22 protein-coding genes are annotated in these 22,206 nt (G+C 45.2%); 11 read left to right on the top strand and 11 right to left on the bottom strand.

From position 1 onward, the window contains the following. Positions 1-220 precede the first annotated feature (220 nt). The 3 genes from BV11031_RS13275 to BV11031_RS13265 all read left to right on the top strand — a co-directional run bounded on the left by BV11031_RS13275 (position 221) and on the right by BV11031_RS13265 (position 2,411). Positions 221-328, top strand: a complete 108-nt coding sequence (locus BV11031_RS13275) for a YhdX family protein (RefSeq protein ID WP_003224203.1) — start codon at positions 221-223, stop codon at positions 326-328. 151 nt (positions 329-479) lie between these two features. Beyond that, positions 480-1,595 carry a mechanosensitive ion channel family protein gene (locus tag BV11031_RS13270; protein ID WP_010329214.1) on the top strand — a complete coding sequence of 372 codons (1,116 nt, stop codon included), beginning with the start codon at positions 480-482 and terminating at the stop codon, positions 1,593-1,595. Between the two features lie 72 nt (positions 1,596-1,667). Then, positions 1,668-2,411, top strand: a complete 744-nt coding sequence (locus BV11031_RS13265; RefSeq protein WP_010329216.1) for an NAD-dependent protein deacylase — start codon at positions 1,668-1,670, stop codon at positions 2,409-2,411. A 25-nt stretch (positions 2,412-2,436) separates the two neighbouring features. Here BV11031_RS13265 and BV11031_RS13260 read toward each other — a convergent pair whose 3' ends face one another. Beyond that, positions 2,437-3,285, bottom strand: a complete 849-nt coding sequence (locus BV11031_RS13260) for a polysaccharide deacetylase family protein (RefSeq protein ID WP_010329217.1) — start codon at positions 3,283-3,285, stop codon at positions 2,437-2,439. A 284-nt stretch (positions 3,286-3,569) separates the two neighbouring features. Between BV11031_RS13260 and dat the strand changes: the two genes are divergently transcribed. After that, on the top strand, positions 3,570-4,421 hold the full coding sequence (gene dat / locus BV11031_RS13255) for a D-amino-acid transaminase (RefSeq protein WP_010329218.1): 852 nt from the start codon (positions 3,570-3,572) through the stop codon (positions 4,419-4,421). 40 nt (positions 4,422-4,461) lie between these two features. Here the strand turns inward: dat and nhaC are convergent, their stop codons facing one another. Then, complete coding sequence (nhaC, locus tag BV11031_RS13250; protein ID WP_010329219.1) at positions 4,462-5,823, bottom strand: Na+/H+ antiporter NhaC; 1,362 nt, start codon at positions 5,821-5,823, stop codon at positions 4,462-4,464. Positions 5,824-5,947: 124 nt separating this feature from the next. Next, positions 5,948-6,448: a universal stress protein gene (locus BV11031_RS13245; RefSeq protein ID WP_010329220.1), complete on the bottom strand. Its 501-nt coding sequence runs from the start codon at positions 6,446-6,448 to the stop codon at positions 5,948-5,950. A gap of 159 nt (positions 6,449-6,607) precedes the next feature. Here BV11031_RS13245 and BV11031_RS13240 point away from each other — a divergent pair, with 159 nt between their 5' ends. From BV11031_RS13240 to bmrD, 3 genes are all read left to right on the top strand, one after another. After that, a complete protein-coding gene (locus BV11031_RS13240) occupies positions 6,608-6,793 on the top strand; it encodes a hypothetical protein (protein WP_026014474.1) in 186 nt (61 codons plus the stop codon). Between the two features lie 100 nt (positions 6,794-6,893). Then, a complete protein-coding gene (bmrC, locus tag BV11031_RS13235; RefSeq protein WP_010329222.1) occupies positions 6,894-8,651 on the top strand; it encodes a multidrug ABC transporter ATP-binding protein BmrC in 1,758 nt (585 codons plus the stop codon). Continuing rightward, on the top strand, positions 8,648-10,669 hold the full coding sequence (gene bmrD, locus BV11031_RS13230; RefSeq protein WP_010329223.1) for a multidrug resistance ABC transporter ATP-binding protein/permease BmrD: 2,022 nt from the start codon (positions 8,648-8,650) through the stop codon (positions 10,667-10,669). Before bmrC ends, bmrD begins: the two co-directional genes overlap by 4 nt. A gap of 44 nt (positions 10,670-10,713) precedes the next feature. Here the strand turns inward: bmrD and BV11031_RS13225 are convergent, their stop codons facing one another. From BV11031_RS13225 to spaC, 6 genes are all read right to left on the bottom strand, one after another. Then, on the bottom strand, positions 10,714-11,334 hold the full coding sequence (locus BV11031_RS13225) for an NAD(P)-dependent oxidoreductase (protein ID WP_010329224.1): 621 nt from the start codon (positions 11,332-11,334) through the stop codon (positions 10,714-10,716). 38 nt (positions 11,335-11,372) lie between these two features. Continuing rightward, positions 11,373-11,498 carry a hypothetical protein gene (locus BV11031_RS13220; protein ID WP_082022483.1) on the bottom strand — a complete coding sequence of 42 codons (126 nt, stop codon included), beginning with the start codon at positions 11,496-11,498 and terminating at the stop codon, positions 11,373-11,375. A 105-nt stretch (positions 11,499-11,603) separates the two neighbouring features. Beyond that, positions 11,604-11,807: a beta type acid-soluble spore protein SspB gene (gene sspB / locus BV11031_RS13215; RefSeq protein ID WP_010329225.1), complete on the bottom strand. Its 204-nt coding sequence runs from the start codon at positions 11,805-11,807 to the stop codon at positions 11,604-11,606. A 210-nt stretch (positions 11,808-12,017) separates the two neighbouring features. Then, a complete protein-coding gene (locus BV11031_RS13210) occupies positions 12,018-12,236 on the bottom strand; it encodes a YheE family protein (RefSeq protein WP_082022484.1) in 219 nt (72 codons plus the stop codon). 149 nt (positions 12,237-12,385) lie between these two features. Next, complete coding sequence (locus tag BV11031_RS13200; protein ID WP_010329226.1) at positions 12,386-13,747, bottom strand: YheC/YheD family endospore coat-associated protein; 1,362 nt, start codon at positions 13,745-13,747, stop codon at positions 12,386-12,388. Then, entirely contained in the window at positions 13,737-14,828 is a 1,092-nt protein-coding gene (spaC, locus tag BV11031_RS13195; protein WP_010329227.1) for a spore coat associated protein SpaC, read from the bottom strand. The genes BV11031_RS13200 and spaC overlap by 11 nt, the downstream gene beginning before the upstream one ends. Before the next feature lie 269 nt (positions 14,829-15,097). On the opposite strand from spaC, the gene BV11031_RS13190 reads away from it, so the two are divergent. Beyond that, entirely contained in the window at positions 15,098-16,231 is a 1,134-nt protein-coding gene (locus BV11031_RS13190) for a DUF445 domain-containing protein (RefSeq protein WP_010329228.1), read from the top strand. 92 nt (positions 16,232-16,323) lie between these two features. Next, positions 16,324-16,677, top strand: coding sequence for a YlbF/YmcA family competence regulator (locus BV11031_RS13185; protein ID WP_010329229.1), 354 nt, complete (start codon positions 16,324-16,326; stop codon positions 16,675-16,677). A 43-nt stretch (positions 16,678-16,720) separates the two neighbouring features. Here BV11031_RS13185 and BV11031_RS13180 read toward each other — a convergent pair whose 3' ends face one another. Continuing rightward, complete coding sequence (locus BV11031_RS13180) at positions 16,721-17,794, bottom strand: DNA alkylation repair protein (RefSeq protein ID WP_010329230.1); 1,074 nt, start codon at positions 17,792-17,794, stop codon at positions 16,721-16,723. Between the two features lie 487 nt (positions 17,795-18,281). Between BV11031_RS13180 and BV11031_RS13175 the strand changes: the two genes are divergently transcribed. Beyond that, positions 18,282-19,148, top strand: coding sequence for a Cof-type HAD-IIB family hydrolase (locus tag BV11031_RS13175; protein WP_010329231.1), 867 nt, complete (start codon positions 18,282-18,284; stop codon positions 19,146-19,148). 111 nt (positions 19,149-19,259) lie between these two features. Then, entirely contained in the window at positions 19,260-20,765 is a 1,506-nt protein-coding gene (locus tag BV11031_RS13170) for a coproporphyrinogen III oxidase (RefSeq protein ID WP_010329232.1), read from the top strand. Between the two features lie 221 nt (positions 20,766-20,986). Here BV11031_RS13170 and khtU read toward each other — a convergent pair whose 3' ends face one another. Next, a complete protein-coding gene (gene khtU, locus BV11031_RS13165; protein WP_010329233.1) occupies positions 20,987-22,204 on the bottom strand; it encodes a K(+)/H(+) antiporter subunit KhtU in 1,218 nt (405 codons plus the stop codon). Positions 22,205-22,206 lie beyond the last annotated feature (2 nt).

Genomic DNA, 22,206 nt, shown 5'->3' with positions numbered 1-22,206 from the left:
TCATATGGGCATTTCTGTTATTGTATCAAATCCATATATGCGCGGCGATACAAACTGGTGAATTTTTTCTGCCATATCGGAATGGTCCGGGCTGGAAATCGCGTATAACTAAAAAAAAGACACTCAGCGTATCAGAACCTTTTTCGTCAAGAATTTGGGGCTTTCGACATCTTCACAAAACACTCTGTTACTTTATAATAGCAAAAAAGGAGGCGAGATCATGGGAAAAGGGAGAATCAGAGTGGAGGAAAGAATTAAAGCCGAAACGGACGCTGAAATGCAAAAAGCAACTCTCCTTGATCAGACACAAACGAAAAAAAGTAAGTGACTGTCCCTATTGAATCTGGCTGAATAGATCATTTGAGAAATGACCCCGGCGGAATGCCGGGGTTTTGTGCTGAAAAATAGACATTTAGATGAGCATCTTTACGAATCTTTTAGTATAATAAACATTTGATTTAAATAGAAGGGAGACTCTTATGCTAGATGATCTGCAGCAATACTTCACACTCGATAAAATGATACAAATCGGCATCAGCTTAGCGATTTTGCTGGTGTTTCTTATACTTAGAAAACTGTTTACAAGATATTTCTTTCAGTTGCTTTTTAATCTCACGAATCGGCGGAAAACAGAAATTTTCAAACAGGTGGTTGTGGCATTTGAAAAGCCGGCCAGATGGTTTTTTGTGGCATTAGGGCTGTTTTTAGCGATCCGGTATTCACCGTTTTTAGACGAACAAATGCCTCTCATCAGCAACATATACCGCTCACTGATTGTGGCGCTTTTGTGCTGGGGGCTTTGTAATTTGACCGCAGCGTCGTCGTTTATCTTCCATAAGGTGAATCAGCGCTTCGAGCTGGACATGGATGACATTCTGGCGCCGTTTTTGTCCAAATTGCTTCGTTTTGTCATCATTGCGCTCAGTGTCAGTGTGATCGCTCAGGAATTCAATTATGATGTCAATGGATTTGTGGCAGGCCTCGGACTTGGCGGACTTGCTTTTGCGCTTGCAGCGAAGGATACCATCAGCAACTTCTTCGGCGGAATCATTATTATTACCGAAAAGCCGTTTACCATCGGTGACTGGGTGGAGACGTCGACGGTAACGGGCTCAGTAGAGGATATTACCTTCAGAAGCACGAGATTCAGAACCGCACAGGGGGCGCTTGTAACGGTGCCGAACTCTACGCTGTCGATGGAAGCGATCACGAACTGGACAAGAATGACCAAACGCCAGATCACGTTTTCCATCCATGTGTCTTACGCAACGCCGATTGAGAACCTCGATCGCTCCATTCGTTCTCTCAGAACCATGCTTTTAGAACATGAGGGCGTTGATAATGAAACGATCATGGTCAACTTTGATACGTTTGCCGACAGCTACTACAATTTATTTTTCAACTTCTATACAAAAACAGCGGTTTGGGCTGAAAACCTCGATGTTAGAGAGGATATTAACTATAAAATCATTGAAATCCTCGCCGCAGAAGGCGTCGAGTTCGCATATCCCGGCCAAATGGTTTTTGTAAAGCAAAAACATCAAAATGATCCGTTCCAAGTGAATGGTAGTAAAGAAGAAAAGGAACGGGCTTAAAAAGGGAAAGACTTCGTCTGACAGAGGCGGAGTTTTTTTCGTGGTAAAATAAGAGAAAAAGGCGGTGTTGAGTTGGAAGCATTCAAACATATTCTAAATGAAGCACAGCGAATTGTCGTGCTGACCGGAGCTGGAATGAGCACTGAATCAGGAATTCCCGACTTTCGTTCAGCAGGGGGGATTTGGACGGAGGATGCCTCAAGAATGGAAGCGATGAGCCTTGAGTATTTTTTGAGCCACCCGCGTCTGTTTTGGCCCAAATTTAAAGAATTGTTCCAGATGAAAATGAGCGGCAGCTTTGAACCGAATGAAGGGCACTTGCTTTTAGCTGAGCTGGAGAAGCAAGGGAAGCAGGTCGATATCTTTACGCAAAACATTGATGGACTTCATAAAAAAGCCGGAAGCAGACATGTGTACGAATTGCATGGTTCTATTCAGACAGGAGCCTGCCCGGCATGCGGCGCACAGTATGAGTTGCCTCATTTGCTAGAGCGGGAGGTGCCGGAGTGTACGGCGGCCGGAAAAGATGGTGGGATTTGCGGAACGGTATTAAAAACCGATGTGGTTCTCTTTGGCGATGCCGTCTTGCACTTTGAGACCCTTTATGAAAAGCTGGATCAAGCAGATCTTTTATTGGTCATCGGCACGTCTCTCGAAGTCGCTCCGGCAAGGTTTGTGCCTGAGGACGCAAGCCGGATTCCCGGCATGAAGAAAGTCATTATTAACCTAGAGCCGACGTATTGCGACAGCTTGTTTGACATGGTCATTCATAAAAAAATTGGAGAGTTTGCCCGAAGTTTGGGAATAAAAAAGTGAGGCCGCATAATCGCGCCTCACTTTTTTATTCGTGAACAGGAACCATTGTGTCCTCTAACACTCCAAAGGAATAGCCTTTTTCTTTTAGCTTATGGATTAATGCCGGCAGCGCGTTCACAGTAGCCGGAAGATCATGCATGAGAATGACATATGGCCTGCTTGAATGGCTATGTTCCATATTCTCCAGCTGCTGTAGTACGGCCGTCACATATTTTGAATTCCGGTATTTCCAGTCCATGCTGTCAATGGTCCAATCCCAGTACACAAAACCGCCTTTCTCAAGATTGCGGACTTGTGAGGCGGTCAGTGACGGCTTGCTGCCGTATGGCGTTCTGACAAGATCGGTTTTATATCCTGTAATGTCTTGCAGCGTATCACGCGCCGCCTGCATTTCCTTTAACGGAGATGTCGGTGTTTGATAGAATAATTTGTTATTATGGGTGACGCCGTGTAAACCGAGTGCATGGCCTTCCTTCTCCGACCTTTTCACAGCTTGTTTGAATTCAATCATCCGCGGTGACAGCATAAAAAATGTCGCTTTGACATCAGCTTGTTTCAGTACGTCGAGCAAGCGGTTTGTATAGGCTGACGGGCCGTCATCGAAGGTTAGGTAAACCGTTTTGTCTCCCATGTTCTGTTTCGTCTGCAGATGTTTGATCAGCAGATCGGGGGAGTCGCTTTTCAGCTTCAAGCTTTCCTTCTCATTGCGAAGCTGGCCGTTTGTTGTGACAGTGACTTCCTTTGATTTCGTTGAGCTGTTGGAATAACCCAACATCACCATCATCAAAAGCAGTACACATAAAACTGCTAAACTTGCAAATTTAAAAGCAAGCGAAACTGCAGATGGAGAAGTGTCTCCTCTCGTTTGTCGCATAACAATCTCTCCGTTGGCATAAAATCTCTACATATCGCTGTACAACAGGCAGTTTAGAAAGATGCCATATGTTTACAACCTATGTATTACCAATCAAGTATACAGGAACAAAAATGGAAAGAACATAGAAAAATTGTCGAAATGTCAGATTTTAAGGAAAAATTAAACGCCTTCCCGCTATAGATCTCTTGATCTTTCTGTTTTTCAGCTCATCCAATATGGTAGAATAAGTGACAATGGCAGCTTGAAAAACACCAGGGAAATCTCGCAAAGGGAGTGCTTTTATGAAGGTTTTAGTCAATGGCCAGCTGGTTGGGCGCAGCGAAGCTTCGATCGATTTGGAAGATCGCGGTTATCAGTTTGGCGATGGGATCTATGAGGTTATCAGGGTGTACAAAGGAGTTTTGTTCGGCTTGCGTGAGCATGCTGAGCGTTTTTTCAGAAGTGCGGCTGAAATTGGAATATCATTGCCGTTTAGTAGAGAAGACCTCGAGTGGGACCTGCAAAAGCTTGTACAGGAGAATGCGGTCAGTGAGGGAGCGGTATACATTCAGACGACAAGAGGTGTGGCGCCGCGAAAGCATCAGTATGAAGCTGGACTTGAGCCGCAGACGACTGCTTACACATTTTCTGTGAAAAAACCCCAGCAAGAACAGGCATACGGAGTGGCAGCCATTACAGATGAGGATCTTCGCTGGCTGAGATGTGACATTAAAAGTCTGAATTTACTGTATAATGTCATGACGAAGCAAAAGGCCTATGAAGCGGGAGCATTTGAGGCCATTTTAATTAGAGACGGTGTTGTTACGGAAGGTACATCCTCTAACGTTTACGCCGTTATCAACGGGACGGTGCGAACGCATCCGGCTAACAGGCTCATTCTTAATGGCATTACACGGATGAATATTTTAGGGCTGATTGAAAAGAACGGCATCAAGTTTGATGAGACGCCTGTCAGTGAGGAAGAACTGAAACAGGCGGAAGAGATCTTTATTTCATCAACGACGGCAGAGATCATTCCGGTTGTGGCGCTCGATGGAGAATCGGTCGGAAGCGGCATACCCGGACCGGTGACAAAACAGCTTCAGGCTGCTTTTCAAGAAAGCATTCAGCAGGCAGAGATCATTCCGGAATGAAGCATAAAAAAGAGCCCGCTTTTTGCAAGCTGGGCTCTTTTTATTTTTTAATAAATCCAACCAGAATTGAGAGCATCGGAGATATATAAAGGAAGAATGCAAACGGGATATAGTCTATGACGGGAACGCCAAGCGCGCTTGCCATAAAGGCTCCGCATACGCCCCAAGGGATCAACGGATTCATTAATGTCCCGCCGTCCTCTAAGGATCTGGAAAGAAATTTTCGCTGGATGTTTTGTTTGTCGTATAAGGTTTTAAATGATTGTCCCGGTATTAGTATCGATAAATATTGTTCACCGGTTGCCAAATTGACGCCGATGCTTGAACAGACAGTTGCCGCAATCAGCTGGCCTTTTGAGCGGATGCCTTTCATGACACCCTCCAACAGCGCGGAAATCAATCCGATTTTCTCCATCAATCCGCCGAGTGCAAAAGCGATGATAATGAGCGAAACTGAGCCCATCATGGATTGCAGTCCGCCTCTGTTGATGATTTTAGCGGCAGCCTCATTGTCAGTTTCGAACGCCGTGCCATGTTGCAAAGCTGTCATAAACCCTTGTATGCTGCTGTCAGGGACAAATATAGCCGTTAACATTCCCGAGGAAATAATTCCGGCAGTCAGAACGGGAATGACGGGGACACGCTTAACCGCCAGCAAAACGACTAAGAGCGGTGAAAGAAGCGCCCATGGCGTCACATTCGCAGCATCCTTGATTCCGGTTATGACATGTTGAATATCATCGGTAGAAGCAGTGTCCGCGGATACTGATAAACCGAGAAAGTAAAACAGCACGACGGTGATAAGCAAAGCCGGAATAGTAGTGCCCATCATATGGCGAATGTGTTCAAAAATCGGTATTTCGCCTATACCGGCGGCAAAATTGGTTGTATCCGACATCGGCGACATTTTATCACCGAAGCATGCGCCGCATATGACCGCACCTGCCACCCATTCAAGCGGAACACCGGCCGCGCTCGCCACGCCGATCAGTGCGACTCCAATCGTGCTCACAGTTGTCAGGCTTGAGCCGACAAGCGTGCTGATGATCATGCAGGAAAACAAAGCAGTCAAAAGAAGATGGCTGGGTTCAATAAAGGACAGGACATAAACTGTCACGGACGGTATGGCGCCGCTGTACATCCAAGCGCCGATTAAGATACCGATCAGCGCCAGAACGATAATCGGCTGTACGCCGTTCTTGATCCCATCGGCCATTCCTTTTTCTAGGGTCTTCCAAGGGAACCCGCACCATAAACCGGCTGCTGAAAGGGTAATAACACATAGAAACAGCGGGATATGCGGTTCTATATGAAGCAAAAACAAGCAAGAAATAATAATGCCTAACATCAATATAAATAAACCGACGGCTAACGGAAACGTCAGCTTTTTTTGAGAATCCAAAATAACACCCCATATGATCTTTAATGCTTTTGTGCTTTTGGGCACGAAAGCATTATAACAGAAAAAAACGAAAATCTATGTTTTTTCACAATTTTGAATTTAAAAAAGTGAGCACAGGGCGTGCTCACTTTACAATCAGGACGGGTATATCTGATTTCGCTGAAAGTTTTTCGCTCACACTTCCAAATAATAACTTTTTCAGCTTGTTTTGGTCTCTGCTTCCGGTTACGATCAAATCGGCGGAAATGCGGTTTGCATGCTCAATAATGGACTCTGCCGCATCGCCTTCTACTATATCAATATCTCCATCGGCCTGCTGGTCATTGAGCATCATTCTGGCTTCGGCGATGACTTCTTCCGTACGGTCTTCGTAGATGACTGGCTGAGTTGGTGCGACATCTGATATAAGAGGATCAGGAACATTCGTCATGCCACCGCCAATATAGCTTGCTCCCGCTTCAGGCCTTGGCGGGTCGATGATGGTCTGAGTGTCCTTCACATCATGTGAATGGGCGATGGTAATGGTGGCATTTACGGTTTTAGCAAGGTCAATGGCTGTCTGAAGCGCCCTCTTACTGTTTTCACTTCCGTCAAACGCAACGATAATACGTTCAGCATGAAACATCATTCTCACCCTTTCAAAAACGTCTTACAAGACAATACCCGGATCCAAGTACAATTAACCTTTTCCTTATGAAGAAATGATTGACAAAAAAAGGTTTTGTTTATATGATGAAAAAAAGACGAAAAATGGAAGGAGGGTTTGCTATGCCAAGGAATTTGCGTGTTTACAAAACAGCTTCATATTGGCGCGGCAAACCCCATGTTCTGTTTGATTGAACGGTTTTTTAAGTCTAGCCGCGCGCTGAAAAGCGCTGTGCATAACATATTGGTTAAAAAAGGCATGGAGCTGACGCTTCATGCCTTTTTTATATACAAAATCAAGGAAGGACAGGTGTATGGGATGTGAAGAAAAATACAGAGACAAGACCAACTTGTACCAAACTGAACGAAAAAGGAAGCAAGGAAAAAATAGAAGGCGGCTGATGAGATAAAGGAGATGAGGATTGATGTTCTCAGTATTGAAAAAGCTTGGCTGGTTTTTTAAAGCATACTGGCTGCGCTATACGATTGCGATTGTGCTCTTATTAGGAGTCAATGTCATTGAAATGTTTCCGCCGAAGCTCTTGGGAAACGCCATAGATGATATGAAATCTGGGGCGTTTACTGCGGATGGGCTGCTGTTTTATATCGGTATCTTTATTGTGCTGACGGCGGTCGTGTATATCATGTCTTATTTTTGGATGCACCAGCTGTTTGGCGGAGCGAATCTGATGGAGAGAATTCTTCGTACGAAGCTGATGGGGCATCTGCTAGCCATGTCTCCGCCGTTTTATGAAAAGAACCGGACAGGCGATTTGATGGCGCGGGGGACAAATGACCTTCAGGCTGTCAGTTTAACGACGGGGTTTGGCATCTTGACATTAGTCGATTCTACGATGTTTATGATGACGATCTTTTTGACGATGGGATTTCTGATCAGCTGGAAGCTGACCTTTGCCGCCATTCTCCCGCTTCCTATTATGGCGATTGCCATCAGTCTATACGGAAGTAAAATTCATGAGCGGTTTACGGAGGCCCAAAATGCGTTCGGGGCGCTGAATGACAAGGTGCTTGAATCTGTTTCAGGCGTGCGGGTGATTCGCGCGTATGTGCAGGAAACAAACGATGTCCGCCGGTTTCATGAAATGACCGCTGATGTTTACCAGAAAAATATGAAAGTGGCATTTATAGATGCGCTGTTTGAGCCGACAGTGAAGCTGCTTGTCGGCGTCAGCTATCTGATCGGGCTCGGTTATGGAGCGTTTCTTGTGTTTCGGAATGAACTGACGCTTGGCGAGCTTGTTTCCTTTAACGTTTATCTCGGCATGATGATTTGGCCGATGTTTGCAATCAGTGAACTCATTAATGTGATGCAACGCGGCAATGCGTCATTAGACAGGGTGAATGAAACTCTTTCTTATGAGCCGGACGTGACAGATCCAAAGCAGCCCGCTGAACTGAAAGAGCCTGGAGATATTGTTTTCAGCCATGTCAGCTTTACATATCCAAGCTCAACAAGCAGCAATATTCAAGATGTTTCGTTTGCGGTGCAAAAAGGGCAGACTGTCGGGATTGCCGGGAAAACCGGGAGCGGAAAAACGACGATTATTAAGCAGCTTTTGCGCCAGTATCCCGCAGGCAAAGGGAGCATCACGTTCTCAGGCATACCAATTCAGCAGATCCCTCTTGACCGGCTACGCGGGTGGATTGGATATGTGCCGCAGGATCATTTGCTGTTCTCGCGGACGGTAAAAGAAAATATTCTATACGGAAAACAGGATGCGAGTGATGAAGAGGTTCGGCAAGCCATTGCCGAAGCACATTTTGAAAAGGATGTGCACATGCTTCCGTCCGGCTTGGAGACAATGGTCGGCGAAAAAGGCGTGGCGCTGTCCGGCGGGCAGAAACAAAGAATTTCGATTGCGAGAGCCCTTATGGCGAATCCGGAGATTTTGATCCTGGATGATTCGCTTTCTGCTGTGGATGCCAAAACAGAGGCGACGATTATCAGCAATATCAAAGAAAACCGCAAAGGAAAAACAACATTTATTTTGACGCACCGTTTATCCGCGGTAGAGCATGCTGACTTGATCCTTGTGATGGACGGCGGCGTGATTGCTGAGAGAGGCACCCATCAAGAGCTGATGGCCAATAATGGGTGGTACCGGGAACAATATGAAAGACAGCAGCTGTTCACTGCGGAAGAAGGGGGAGCAGGGGCATGAAAACAGGAAAAACGTTATGGAGATACGCACTCCTTTATCGGAAATTGCTGATCATAGCCGTCTTTTTGCTAGCTGTCGCCGTAGGAGCAGAACTGACTGGGCCGTTTATCGGCAAAAAAATGATTGACGATCATATCCTCGGTATTGAGAAAACTTGGTATGAAGCTGCGGAAAAAGATAAAAACGCCGTTCAGTTTCACGGCACCTCTTATGTAAGAGAGGACCGTATGCAGGAACCTGTTTCTCAAGAAAAAGAAGCGCATATTTATCAAGTGGGGATGGCGTTCTATTTTGTTGATCAGGCTGTCAGCTTTGACGGGAACAGAACGGTTTCTGACGGAAAGCTGACAATCACAAACGGAAACAAGAGCCGGACATATGCTGCCGAAAAGCTGACAAAAGAGGAAGTTTTCCAGTTCTATCAGCCGGAAATAAGAGGAATGATGGTTCTGATCTGTCTTTATGGAGGCTTGCTCGTCTTTTCTGTATTTTTTCAATACGGACAGCATTATTTGCTGCAGATGAGCGCCAATCGGATTATTCAGAGGATGAGGCAGGACGTGTTTTCGCATATACAGAAAATGCCGATACGCTATTTTGATAACCTTCCCGCAGGCAAAGTGGTTGCGCGGATTACCAATGATACGGAAGCCGTCAGGGATTTATATGTCACAGTGCTGTCAACATTTGTGACAAGCGGAATCTATATGGTCGGCATATTCGCAGCTTTGTTTCTGCTTGATGTGAAGCTCGCGTTAGTGTGCCTGGCCATTGTGCCGATCATCTGTCTGTGGTCAGTTATCTACCGAAAATACGCGTCTTATTACAATCGAAAAATCCGCTCGATCAACAGTGACATTAACGCAAAGATGAATGAGTCCATTCAAGGCATGACCATTATTCAGGCTTTCCGCCACCAGAAGGAAACGATGAGAGAATTTGAGAAATTAAATGAATCTCATTTTTATTTTCAAAACAGGATGCTGAATTTAAACTCCTTAATGTCCCATAACCTTGTCAATGTGATCCGAAACCTTGCGTTTGTCAGTCTGATCTGGCACTTTGGCGGTGCGAGCCTGAATGCGGCTGGAATTGTTTCTGTCGGCGTGCTGTACGCGTTTGTTGATTATTTAAACCGGTTATTTCAGCCGATCACAGGCATCGTCAACCAGTTTTCAAAGCTGGAGCTGGCACGGGTTTCCGCCGGGCGTGTTTTCGAACTGCTTGAAGAAAAGAATACGGAAGAAGCAGGTGAGCCTGCAAAGGAGCGTGCTCTGGGACGGGTTGAATTTCGTAATGTGTCATTTGCATATCATGACGGTGAAGAGGTATTAAAACATATTTCCTTTACCGCACAAAAAGGCGAAACTGTAGCGCTCGTTGGCCATACAGGATCAGGAAAAAGCTCGATTTTGAATCTTTTGTTTCGTTTTTATGATGCGCAAAAAGGGGATGTTCTGATTGATGGAAAAAGCATTTACAACATGTCAAGACAGGAACTCAGATCCCACATGGGCATTGTCCTTCAGGACCCTTACCTATTCTCGGGCACGATCGGTTCTAACGTAAGCCTTGATGATGAAAACATGACCGATGAAAAGATCAAAAAAGCGCTGCGGCAAGTCGGGGCCGAGAGCCTTTTGGAAAAGCTGCCCCAAGGCATCAATGAACCGGTGATTGAAAAAGGGAGCACGCTATCTTCTGGAGAGCGGCAATTAATATCTTTCGCAAGAGCTCTGGCCTTTGATCCCGCTATTTTGATCTTAGATGAAGCTACGGCGCATATTGATACAGAGACAGAGGCCGTGATCCAGAAGGCGCTCGATGTCGTAAAACAAGGACGCACCACTTTCGTCATCGCCCATCGGCTTTCAACAATCAGAAACGCAGATCAGATTTTGGTCCTTGATAAAGGAGAAATTGTTGAGAGAGGGAACCATGAGGAATTAATGGCGGTCAAAGGACAATACTATCAAATGTATGAGCTGCAAAAAGGCAAGAAACATTCCATCGCATAATGCTCACAACCCCAAAACAATCGTGTTTTGGGGTTGTTATGTAGTTAATAGGCCAGTCCGGCACGATATCCGGCATACTCGCCTGTAATGAGCTCATGATATAAAAAATCAGCTGTATCGCCGACCGTAATGCTTGTGCCGCCCTCCGGCAAAACGTTACGCTCCACACGGTACTCGCCGGTTGCTGCTCCGTCCGGGAGGTAAGTGGGGCAGATGATTGTCCAGTCTAAAGATGATTCTTTTAGCATTTCGTATACTTTTGCATGCTCCTTGGCTGCTCGGGTTAGCTTTCGTTTTGATTCACTTGTTTCAAACCGGTACTTTCCCGGTTCATATCGGGAATTAAGAATGCCTGCGGTACCGATCGTAATCACCCGTTTGATATGCTGTTCTTTCATAATGGCGATTATATTTGCCATCGCTACAGACAAGGTATCATCACCATCCGTGCCGAGACAGCTGATCACGATTTCAGCATCCTTCACAACTTTTTCCACATCTTCCCGGCGGCGCGCATTTCCCATGACGAGCCGGTCTTCTGGAAGGGGAAGCCCAGATTGCTGAGCTCTGAGTAGAGCGTACATATCAAATTGTCCATCTGCGGCCGCTTGTTTCAAAAAAGCTTGTCCGACGCGCCCGCTGGCTCCTAATAAAGCGATTCTCATCAAAAAACCTCCTTGCCCCTCATTATAAAAGGATGCTTTCAGTTTGAACAGCGCGGGAAAGAATACCTGTACATATAGGCAGAACGATGGGAAACATATTCATGAAGCATGGATATACTGACGAACTGAACCAGCTCCCAATTCACAAAGGCGATGAATGCCACCCTCATTCCCTCCCTTTTTTTCTAGGATATGTGAAGCGGGAAAAAAGGGTGACAAATAGAAAGAGAGCGCGGAAACCGCGCCCTCTATAGCCAGATATTGAGTTGTTATTGTTCGCTGCCGCCCATATGCTGCTGAGCAAAAGAGACTAAACGCTTAGTGATTTCTCCACCGACAGAACCGTTAGCGCGGGAAGTTGTATCCGCTCCAAGGTTAACGCCGAACTCAGAAGCGATTTCAAGTTTCATTTGATCGATAGCCTGAGCTGCGCCAGGAACTAATAATTGATTTGAAGAGTTTTGGTTAGCCATGTGTAAAATCTCCTTTTTGTTTAGTATGGTTGGGTTAACTGGAGTTGCACCAGTCTGTGGACCCGTCTCGGGTGTCACTGCCGCCTCGGCGTAACCCAATGCTTTGCCGGCTTGTTACTAGTATTATGTTAAAATGGCCGAGGACGCATGCGGAAAATTGAGTGGTAAATGTTGAGAAGGCATAAAAAAAGCTTAGCCGTCCAGGCTAAGCTAGTCATAAATATGAAAAAGCATCAGTTCATGTATTTCGTTTGTAAGAGCAGGCTCATCAGCGCGGGCGGGAAACAAATCTCCCCATTCAATTTCACCGCTTTTATGATAGATGCCTTCATAATGGGTTCCTTTATAATAAAACGAAATTCTCCATCCGGGCAGCTTTTCTTTTTGGAACAACGGTTTCCAGCTGAAATGAGAAATCATGGCGGCCACGCTCCTTACTATTGATATCAAATGACCTGGTGACGAACGAATTATTTTTATTGTACCACTGTTTCAGAACATCATTGTAGGCCTAATTGTGAAGCAGTTTGTCCCAGCGACGGATAAAGAAAAGCCCGCTTATCAAAAAAGCGGGCAGATTACGAAGGCCATAGCGCTTCAGGGGAGATAATCGCCTTCTCGGATAGATATGACGCGTATTCAAAGCTTCTTCGTTTTGTCAGAGAATCAACATGATGCAAATTCGGATGAGAAAAAATACTGCGACCCGGACGTGAATTCGCTTCAAACATCCATACTTTACCGTTCTGATCTATGCCAAAATCGAAACCGATCTCCCCGATCAACCCTTCGATATGGTCGTGAAGCACATGGCTTGCTGTCAGTGCTGCAGCAGAAAGCTTTTTAATGACCTCAATTCTTTCAGCGGGATTACCGTATACTTCTGCAAGTGTTTTGACGATTCCGCCATTAGAAAGATGTGTTGTAATGCTGTTTTCTCCGGAAATTTTCACGGCGATTGCTGTCACGGTCCATTTTCCTTTTCTGTTTTTATTGGTATGGACACGGAAATCCGCTGGTTTGCCTTGAAACTTAATCAAATCGACACCTTGCTGAATGAGAAAATCGGACAGATTGTGCTGTTTTTGAAATTCTTTCAGAAATGAAGCGGCATCGGAATATTCAACTGAAGAAAACGTTTTAGCATCATTCGTATGTTTCACCGTCAGGCCATCGCCTGTTTTTGTCAGCTGGTAAATGCCGGTTCCGAGTGCTCCGTTGGCCGGTTTTATATAAACTTTTTTGTATGCGTCACAAAGCTCATCGATCCGCTCCTCAGACGGTGCCAGCGCGGATTTCGGCAGAAAAGGGGCTGTTCTCGGATCTTTTTCGAGCAATTGATGAACGCTCCATTTATTAAAAAACGTTTTATTAAACCATGGAATCTGGTATTCATCGATGAGTCTCTTTTTTGTATGTTGCAAGAGAAGCGAATCTTCAATTTTTCGGTTTGGCAAACGGTCATAAACGACGTTCGGCAGCGGGACGACTTTTTTCTCCCAGCCGTTTTCCCTGTAAAGGAGCCCCTCAATCGTACCTTCCTCCCAATTGATTTGGTGAGCGCCAAACACGAAGCAGTAGCCTCCTGCTTGCTCGTGTAATGTGAGAAGCTTTGAAAAAAAGAGGGAGCGATCCTTAAATGGGCGTTCAAGTGATACGGTAAACCCTGCCGTAAAGATGCCGATTAACGGCCCGATATGTACCGTATGATCATGAATCAGAATGTCAGCTCTGCTTCGATGGGGAAGAAAAAGCTCGTGAAACAGATTTTCAGAGAGAAGGACGGTTTGTTCTAAATGCCGTCTGTAAGAAACGTGGCATCTGACAACCTTCGTTCCGAACGCGGCATGCAAGAGACCGTCTCTTTTCAGCGAAAAGGGCAAAATTAAGGTGTTTTCACTGGTTTTGTCTATGCCGATCAAAAACCGTTTATGATTCACGCGGAAGAACTCCTTTCCGGCTTTGCTCAGAAAACAGATATTGGCAGCGCTTTAGGGGACAAGTGTACATTTGTTCTTTTTGCTCGGGAGAGACTCGCAAAATTGACTTTCTGCCCGGTTTGGAATTAATATCCAATATCCAGATCCTCCCGTCCTTCGCAAGGCATATATCGAGGCCTAGTTCAAACAGAGGCCCATAGCGCTCATCAAGATAATAAGGAACCGACTGGGTAATCGAGAACACGTCATCAAGTAAGACCACTTGCTGTTTTTTCGGTATACCTTCAAACCAAGAATCGAATGTAAGTACATCAGACCCGCCTGACAAATTGGCTAGCAGCCCGTGTTTATATCCGCGTCTCACGGCCTTTCCCACTGTATTCCATTCACCTGCTTCGTTTTTTTCCATGAACAGGCGGATATCACATGGGTATTGCTCTTTATCTTGAATATTTAAATAAGGCTGAAGCAAATAGTGATGCTGTAGCACTTTTTTGCACCATGTTTTAAAAGAAGCATGGTTGGAAAAGGTTTTTGTCTGCTTATCCTTTCCGATGTGATACGTGGCGGTTATGTGTTTCTTGCCGAGCGCCAATAGAATAACGCCTCTGCCTCCTGCGCCGAACGCCGGTTTTAGGATGCAGGCTTTATCCTTGGATAAAAAGGAATGGATTTGCTCATAGCGGCTCACCTTCATCGTCTCCGGAATATAAGGATTGATCACAGCGTGCTGCTGCAAATCATGAAGGACAGTCCATTTATCAGGAAGCCCCCGGCCGATGAATTCTGTTTTCGGATATTTTTTGAGCCATTCAACGATCGGCTTTGCTTTTTGGGATTGTGAATCCTTGCCGTAAAAACAGCGGTCATAAATATATTCTGGAATGGCTAATTCAGTTTCGTTCCAAGTGCTGCTGGCCGAATGATAGACCGAGGCTTTGACACGCAACGTGTCAGGTGAAATATCGAACGGTGTAAACCGGATGAATCGTATGCCGAATTCGGGTGCTCTTTTGGCCAATTCTGCGGAATAATCCGCTTCATGCTGGCGGGATAAGGACATAAAACCGAGTGTTATCATGATGAGACTCCCCCTTTTATTCAAAAGCTGCCGGCGGGTGTCAGCAGCTTTGCGGTAAAAACATTCAGGACGAACGCAGCTGACGGTATTCTACTTTACAGATTACGATTCTTCACCTTGCCCTATTCCAGATAGACAAGCTGATTTTCTGACAATAGGAATTTGTCTCCTCGTTTGCTAAGTGATTGCATCAGCCTCTATAATACGAATAGGTACATGATGAACAATATGAAAAAAGATGAAGCACAGATGGAGGAAGATGAATAGGAATGGGTATTGCAGGAACCTTTATTTTTATGATCGTGATCGGCGCTGCCATTGGCGCGGTGACGAATCATTTAGCAATTCAAATGCTATTTAGGCCATATAAAGCGCACTATTTGTTTGGGAAACGAGTCCCTTTTACTCCTGGACTGATTCCGAGAAGACGGGATGAGCTTGCAAAACAAATGGGACTGATGGTCGTCAATCATCTCTTAACCCCTGAAGGCATTAAAAAGCGGCTCGTCTCTGATACAGCCAAAAAGCAGGCTCTTCAAGTCGGTGAACAGCTGATTCAAAAGCTGTCACTTTCTGAAATGACAGTAAAAGAAGCGCTTGAAAGAGCCGGGATCAAGCGTCCCGATGAAGCGGCAGACGCATGGATCAGCAGCTGGACGGATGATAAGCTGAATGAGCTTTTCCGCCAATACGAACACCGATCGTTAAAAGAGCTGGTGCCTTTGGAAGTGCAGGAAAAGCTTGAGGAAAAGATTCCGATGATTTCAGAATATATATTGTCACGCGGCATCAATTATTTTGAAAGTGATGAAGGGAAAATCCGTCTCGGCCATATGATTGATGACTTTTTAAAAGAGCGCGGCATGCTTGGAAGCATGGTGCAAATGTTTTTGGGCAATACCAGCCTCGCGGATCGCGTGTTGCCGGAGCTGCTGAAGTTTTTGCGGAATGACGAGACAAAAAGGCTGCTTTCTGACCTTTTGAAAAACGAATGGGGCAAGCTGAAGGAGTATACGTTTTATGAAGCAGATGAAAAATGGAATGCCAAGGCGCTCATTTTCAGCCTGAAACGAAGAGTGCTGCAAACATTTTCGACTGCCCCTTTCTTCGATAAGACGATCGGAACGCTTACTCTCCGGTATGAATCTGAATTGACCCAGCAAATGCTGCCGGCACTGTTAGACAAATTGCTTGAAGGCGTTTCAGCCAATCTTGAAAGCGTCTTAAAACGGATGCGCCTTGAGGAAATCGTCAAGGAGCAGGTGGATCAATTCCCGGTACAGCGTCTTGAAGAAATGGTGCTGTCCATTTCAAAAAAAGAATTTAAAATGATTACCTATTTAGGAGGCCTTCTCGGCGGAATCATAGGTGCGGTTCAAGCGTTGTTTGTCACCCTTTTTTAAGAAGAAATGGTCCTTGATTAATGAAAGGAGCTCCATAGTCTGTTATAGTGGAGTGGTATGTCAAATGGCAATGATGAAAGGAGCTATTTACAATGGCTGTTAATTTTTATGATGTAGCATATGACCTGGAAAAATCATTACGCGGGAGCGAAGAGTTCACCCGTTTAAAAAACCTTTATGATGAAGTAAACGCAGATGAATCTGCAAAGCGCATGTTTGAAAACTTCCGTGATGTGCAGCTTAGACTCCAGCAAAAACAAATGGCAGGAGAAGAAATTACAGAAGAAGAAGTAACGCAGGCTCAAAAAACAGTTGCGCTTGTACAGCAGCACGAAAAAATTTCCCAGCTGATGGAAGCGGAGCAGCGCATGAGCATGCTGATCGGCGAATTGAACAAAATCATTATGAAGCCTTTGGAAGAGCTTTACGGCAGTGTCGAAGGCTAATCAGCAAAATCCCTTCTTGGAAAAGAAGGGATTTTTTATGCAGTCAGCAAACTTGGAAATCCAATGAATCTTTTGCCTCTCCATTGATGATTACTGATAATGTATGAATTCCTTTGTAATGTTTTCTGGTGGTTAGATCCCTAAAGGAATGAACTTTTGTGTATGACTTCGTTTCGTTTTTTCTTATGGTTGTTTCTGATATTTTAAATACTTTTTGATGACGCTGGCCTCTTGCTTTTACAAAATCAATTGCGTATTCAATTCTTACTTTTTGATCCCTGTCTGAATGAATAGAGAAAGAAAATTCAAGGCTTTCGCCAATGGCTATACGGCTGGATTGGCATGTGAAATCATGTAATTCTATCAAATCAGCATTTTCATAACCAAAAAGCGCTAAGGCCTGTTGATCACCCTTTTTTAATAAGGTCCGATAGGCGTGTTTGATGATCCAATCGGCATAGCGATGTGTTCCGTACCATTGGTCAGCGACTTTTCTCAGCAAGTGAGGGTGCGTTTTTGATATATCGTTAAGGTTGTTGGCCACGCTTTTCCTCACATACAAGGACTCGTCCTGCATCAGCTTCTCAAGGATCGGCAGAACGGGGGAAGGGTCCAATTTCAAAGCGGGTATCGTTTTTCCCCACGGCAGCCGGGGTCTGCTTCCTTCGCTCGCTAGTCTTCTCACGTGTTCATTTTCATGCTCAGACCATTTTAGCAATTGCGCAATCATTTTTTCTTGATCTAAAAGCAAAAAAGGCCTTACAGCAAATTCTGAGGTAGAATATTGTGTAAAGTATTCCAATGCCTTTATGGATTCGTCCCAATGCGCTAACCCATACTGTTCCACATAATCAGGGAATAGAATGCCGCTGAGCCCTTTAAAATGAGGGGCTGCATCCCGTAAAATAGCGAGTGCTTCATTGTACGGTTTTGGCAGTGTTTCGTATAAGGAAGCTGTAATGCGGCGCATCCGCTCTTTTAAAGCGAGTTCAGGCCAGTCTTCCTTCAGCAACTGTTCCTCGAAGCGGCCTTGATGAAAACCAGGGCAAGATGCCTTTATATGGTGTATCAATTGAGATATCAGTTTTTCATTGTAAATTTCTTTTAAATCAGCCATCTGATCACCGCTTTTTCATTTATTGTTTATATCGTACGAGAATATATGTTCTGCATCAAGTAGATAGCTCCAAAAATTAACAACAAATCCTACCTTAGTATACATCATTTGGTTACTTTTTTTAGTTAAAAAAACCCTTGTCATCAGCAAGAAAAACTGAGATAATGGCATTGAAAGCGCCTACACTTACCTGATTTCAATTGGATACGGTCGCATATCATGCCGTTATATAGAGGGGATAAGCAACAGAGAGTAAGTGTTCGGAGCGCGTCATTGGTCAAACAAGGGGTTCCTGATACATGATTTTTCGTAAATCGAAATAACGATATTAGGGAGAATGGCAGCTTCGATCGTATCCTATCATCATGCCATACATAAAGTCTGCTGAGCCAGGCTTTTTTTGCTTGGGCGGAAAAGGTTGTTCTAAACACAGAGACAGGGTCATATCTTATACACAAGTACAGTCATCAAGGAGGGGGACATCTCTGTGTCAAAACAATTGCTTGCCTTAAACATAGATGGAGCGCTGCTTCGGTCGAACGGAAAGATTCATCAGGCAACGAAAGACGCGATAGAATATGTAAAGAAAAAAGGGATTTACGTCACACTCGTGACCAACCGACATTTTCGTTCAGCACAGAAAATAGCGAAATCGCTTAAGCTGGATGCCAAGCTGATCACCCATAGCGGAGCATACATCGCTGAGAAAATAGACGCCCCGTTTTTCGAAAAAAGAATTTCTGATGATCATACCTTTAATATTGTTCAAGTGCTGGAGAGCTATCAATGCAATATTCGGCTTCTTCACGAGAAGTATTCCATTGGAAACAAGAAAAAGGTGAATTCTAATTTATTGGGGAAAGCACTTATTCATCCCTCTGATCCGATCTTTTATCCCGTCCAGTTTGTTGAATCATTAAGCGATCTTCTCATGGATGAGCCGGTGAGTGCGCCTGTCATCGAGGTGTATACGGAGCACGATATTCAGCATGATATGACAGAAACGATTACGAAAGCTTTTTCGGCGGTTGACGTCATCCGTGTAAGTGACGAGAAGCTGAATATCGTCCCGAAAGGTGTCTCGAAGGAAGCGGGCCTGGCCCTTGTCGCTTCTGAACTTGGGCTGACCATGGATGATGTCGTGGTCATTGGGCACCAGTATGACGATCTTCCGATGATTGAACTTGCAGGTCTTGGGGTAGCGATGGGGAACGCCGCTCCGGAGATCAAGAGAAAGGCCGATTGGGTCACAAGGTCCAATGATGAGCAAGGTGTCGCTTACATGATGAAGGAATACTTCCGAATGCAGCAGCGAAAAGGATTTCTTGATAAGTTCCACATGAAACGTGTGTAAAAAAGCCGCTCGCGCCCTGACAGGTGCGGCGGCTTTTTTGCCGGATTGATTTTAGCGGTTTATTTCTGTACACTAAAGAAAGTTTTGAATTTGATAAATTAGGTGATGAAGTTGCAAATTAAAATAGAAGGCATACATGATGACCGCCTGCATCGGCCTCTGCAAAATATTGTAAATTTGTTTTATGAAGAGTGCGAGCTTGTGTACGGCGGAGAGGAGCACGCAGATGTTGTCATTTCTTTAGACTGCTTACAAACGGAAGAGCGTGTGACGGTTTCGGGAGAGGTGAAGGAAACTGGCATCACGGAACAGCATACAAAATCTTTCTCTCCCGACATGAATGAAAAAGAAGTTTTTAAGCAAGTGAAAAACACGATTTCGTATGTATATCTCAACCTTCTTCAAGCGCACACGGGCATCACGCAAAAGTGGGGAATCCTTACAGGAATCCGGCCGACAAAGCTGCTTCATAAAAAGCTGCAAAGCGGAATGCCGAAGGAGCAAGCGCATGCAGAATTGAGAAAAGACTATTTAATTCACGATGAGAAAATCGAATTAATGCAGGACATTGTTGACCGGCAGCTGGCGGCAGTGCCGGATTTGTATCAAGTGAAAGATGAAGTCAGTATTTATATTGGCATTCCGTTTTGTCCGACAAAATGCGCGTATTGCACATTTCCTGCGTATGCCATCCAAGGGCAGGCGGGCAGAGTCGGCTCATTCTTATGGGGGCTGCATTACGAAATGCAGAAAATCGGTGAATGGCTGAAGAAGCATAATGTGAAGGTGACAACCATTTATTTTGGCGGCGGGACGCCGACAAGCATTACAGCGGAGGAAATGGATCTGCTGTATGAAGAAATGGTCCGCTCCTTCCCGGATGTGAAACACATTCGCGAGATTACGGTGGAAGCTGGCCGCCCTGACACGATTACAGAAGAAAAGCTCGCCGTTTTAAACAAATATGACATTGACCGAATCAGCATCAATCCGCAATCCTATGAAAACGAAACGCTAAAGGCGATCGGACGGCATCATACGGTTGAAGAGACCATTGAGAAATATCATCTGTCCCGCCGGCACGGCATGAATAATATCAACATGGACTTGATTATCGGATTGCCTGGAGAAGGCGTGAAGGAGTTCAGACACAGCCTTGCAGAAACGGAAAAGCTGATGCCGGAATCTCTTACCGTTCATACGCTTTCCTTTAAACGGGCGTCAGAAATGACGAGAAACAAGCATAAGTACAAGGTCGCCGGCAGGGAAGAGGTTTCTCAAATGATGGATGACGCGGTAGCCTGGACGAAAAAACATGGATACATGCCTTATTATTTATACCGCCAGAAAAACATCCTTGGAAACCTTGAAAACGTCGGATACTCTTTGCCGGGACAAGAAAGCATCTACAACATCATGATTATGGAAGAGGTGCAGACGATTATCGGAATCGGCTGCGGCGCGGCAAGTAAATTTATTGACCGCGATACAGGGAAGATCACGCACTTTGCCAATCCGAAAGATCCGAAATCGTACAATGAGCGATTTGAGCACTACACGGAGGAAAAAATCAACTATTTAGAGCAGATTTTTGTGAAAACGACAAAGCAGCACTGATCACAGTGCTGCTTTCAGCGTGTCGACAAACCCTCGCATTCGTTGTCAGTCCTGCGCGTTGGTGCTCACGAATCATAACATTCGCTCCGCTCCAATGCTCGTCCTTCCTAGACTTCAAGGGTTTTCAATCACGCTGAAAAGGTGACAAAGTCCTAAAACAAAAACCGTTTTAGGACTTTGTCTACAATCTGAAGACAGCACTGATCACAGTGCTGCTTTTTTTATCCCCGTTTTCTTGCAGGCTGAACATCGGGCTTCCATTTAAATACTTTGTTCAGCAGGCGGTAGATTCGTTTTGATTCCTTTGTTAAAAGCGGTCCCAAAATCGCCAGAATGAGGACATATAAGGCGGCAAACGGCTTTAATGTGGCTGACAGGCCGCCGGCTATCCCGAGGTTCGCAACGATAATCGAAAACTCTCCCCGTGATACGATCGTCAGTCCGATATTGGACGAAGCCTTATGAGAAAGCCCTGCGCGTCGTCCGGCAACCATTCCGGCGATAAAGTTTCCGAGAATGGTCAGAATCACTGCACCCAATGCAAGCCAAACCGCGTCACCAAGCGAAAACGGGTCAATGCTGAGGCCGAAGCTGAAAAAGAACATCGCGCCGAAGAAGTCACGAAACGGAACGACAAGATGCTCAATTCGATCAGAATGCTCTGTTTCCGAAAAAACCAATCCGAGCAGCAGCGCGCCGATCGCTTCCGCTACATGAATCGTCTCTGAAAACCCGGCGATAAAAAAGAGCGCGGCGAAAATGACGATAATAAACACTTCGTTTGAGCGAATGTCCAACAGTTTATTCAACAGCGGCGGGAGCTTTCTTGCTGCGATAAAAAACAGCAGCATATAACCAAAGGCGATCAAAATGGACAAGAGCGCACTCCCGACTGATGTCGCATCACCTAACACAAGGCCGGAAACAACGGACAAATATACGGCAAGGAAGATATCTTCAAACATAATGATGCCGAGGATCAGCTCGGTTTCCGGATTGGCCGTTCTTTTTAAATCGACGAGCACTTTTGCGACAATCGCACTTGATGAGATCGTAATAACGCCTGCGAGGACGAGGACTTCCAGAAAAGAGAACCCGGTGATAAACCCGTAAAGCAGTCCGAGGCTGAAATTGATCAAGATATAAATCGTTCCGCCGACCGCGATTGATTTTCCCGACTTAACCAACTTTCCGACGGAGAATTCGAGTCCGAGATAGAACAGCAGGAACAGCACGCCCATTCGCCCGAAAAACGCGATGATTTCACTGCTTTCTATAAATGTAAGGTCAATAATCCCCGCTTTGGGCGCATGCGGTCCAAGCAGCATGCCCAGCACAATCAGAAACGGAATAATCGAAAATTTAATTTTATTGGCGATCACACTGGCAATCGCCACAAGCACAAGCGCTGTCCCGACTTCAAATATAAGATGGTCCATCG

The sequence above is a fragment of the Bacillus vallismortis genome, assembly GCF_004116955.1.
Taxonomy (GTDB): domain Bacteria; phylum Bacillota; class Bacilli; order Bacillales; family Bacillaceae; genus Bacillus; species Bacillus vallismortis.
Note: the sequence above shows the minus strand (reverse complement) of the source record. Positions and strands in the feature narration are given on the sequence as shown.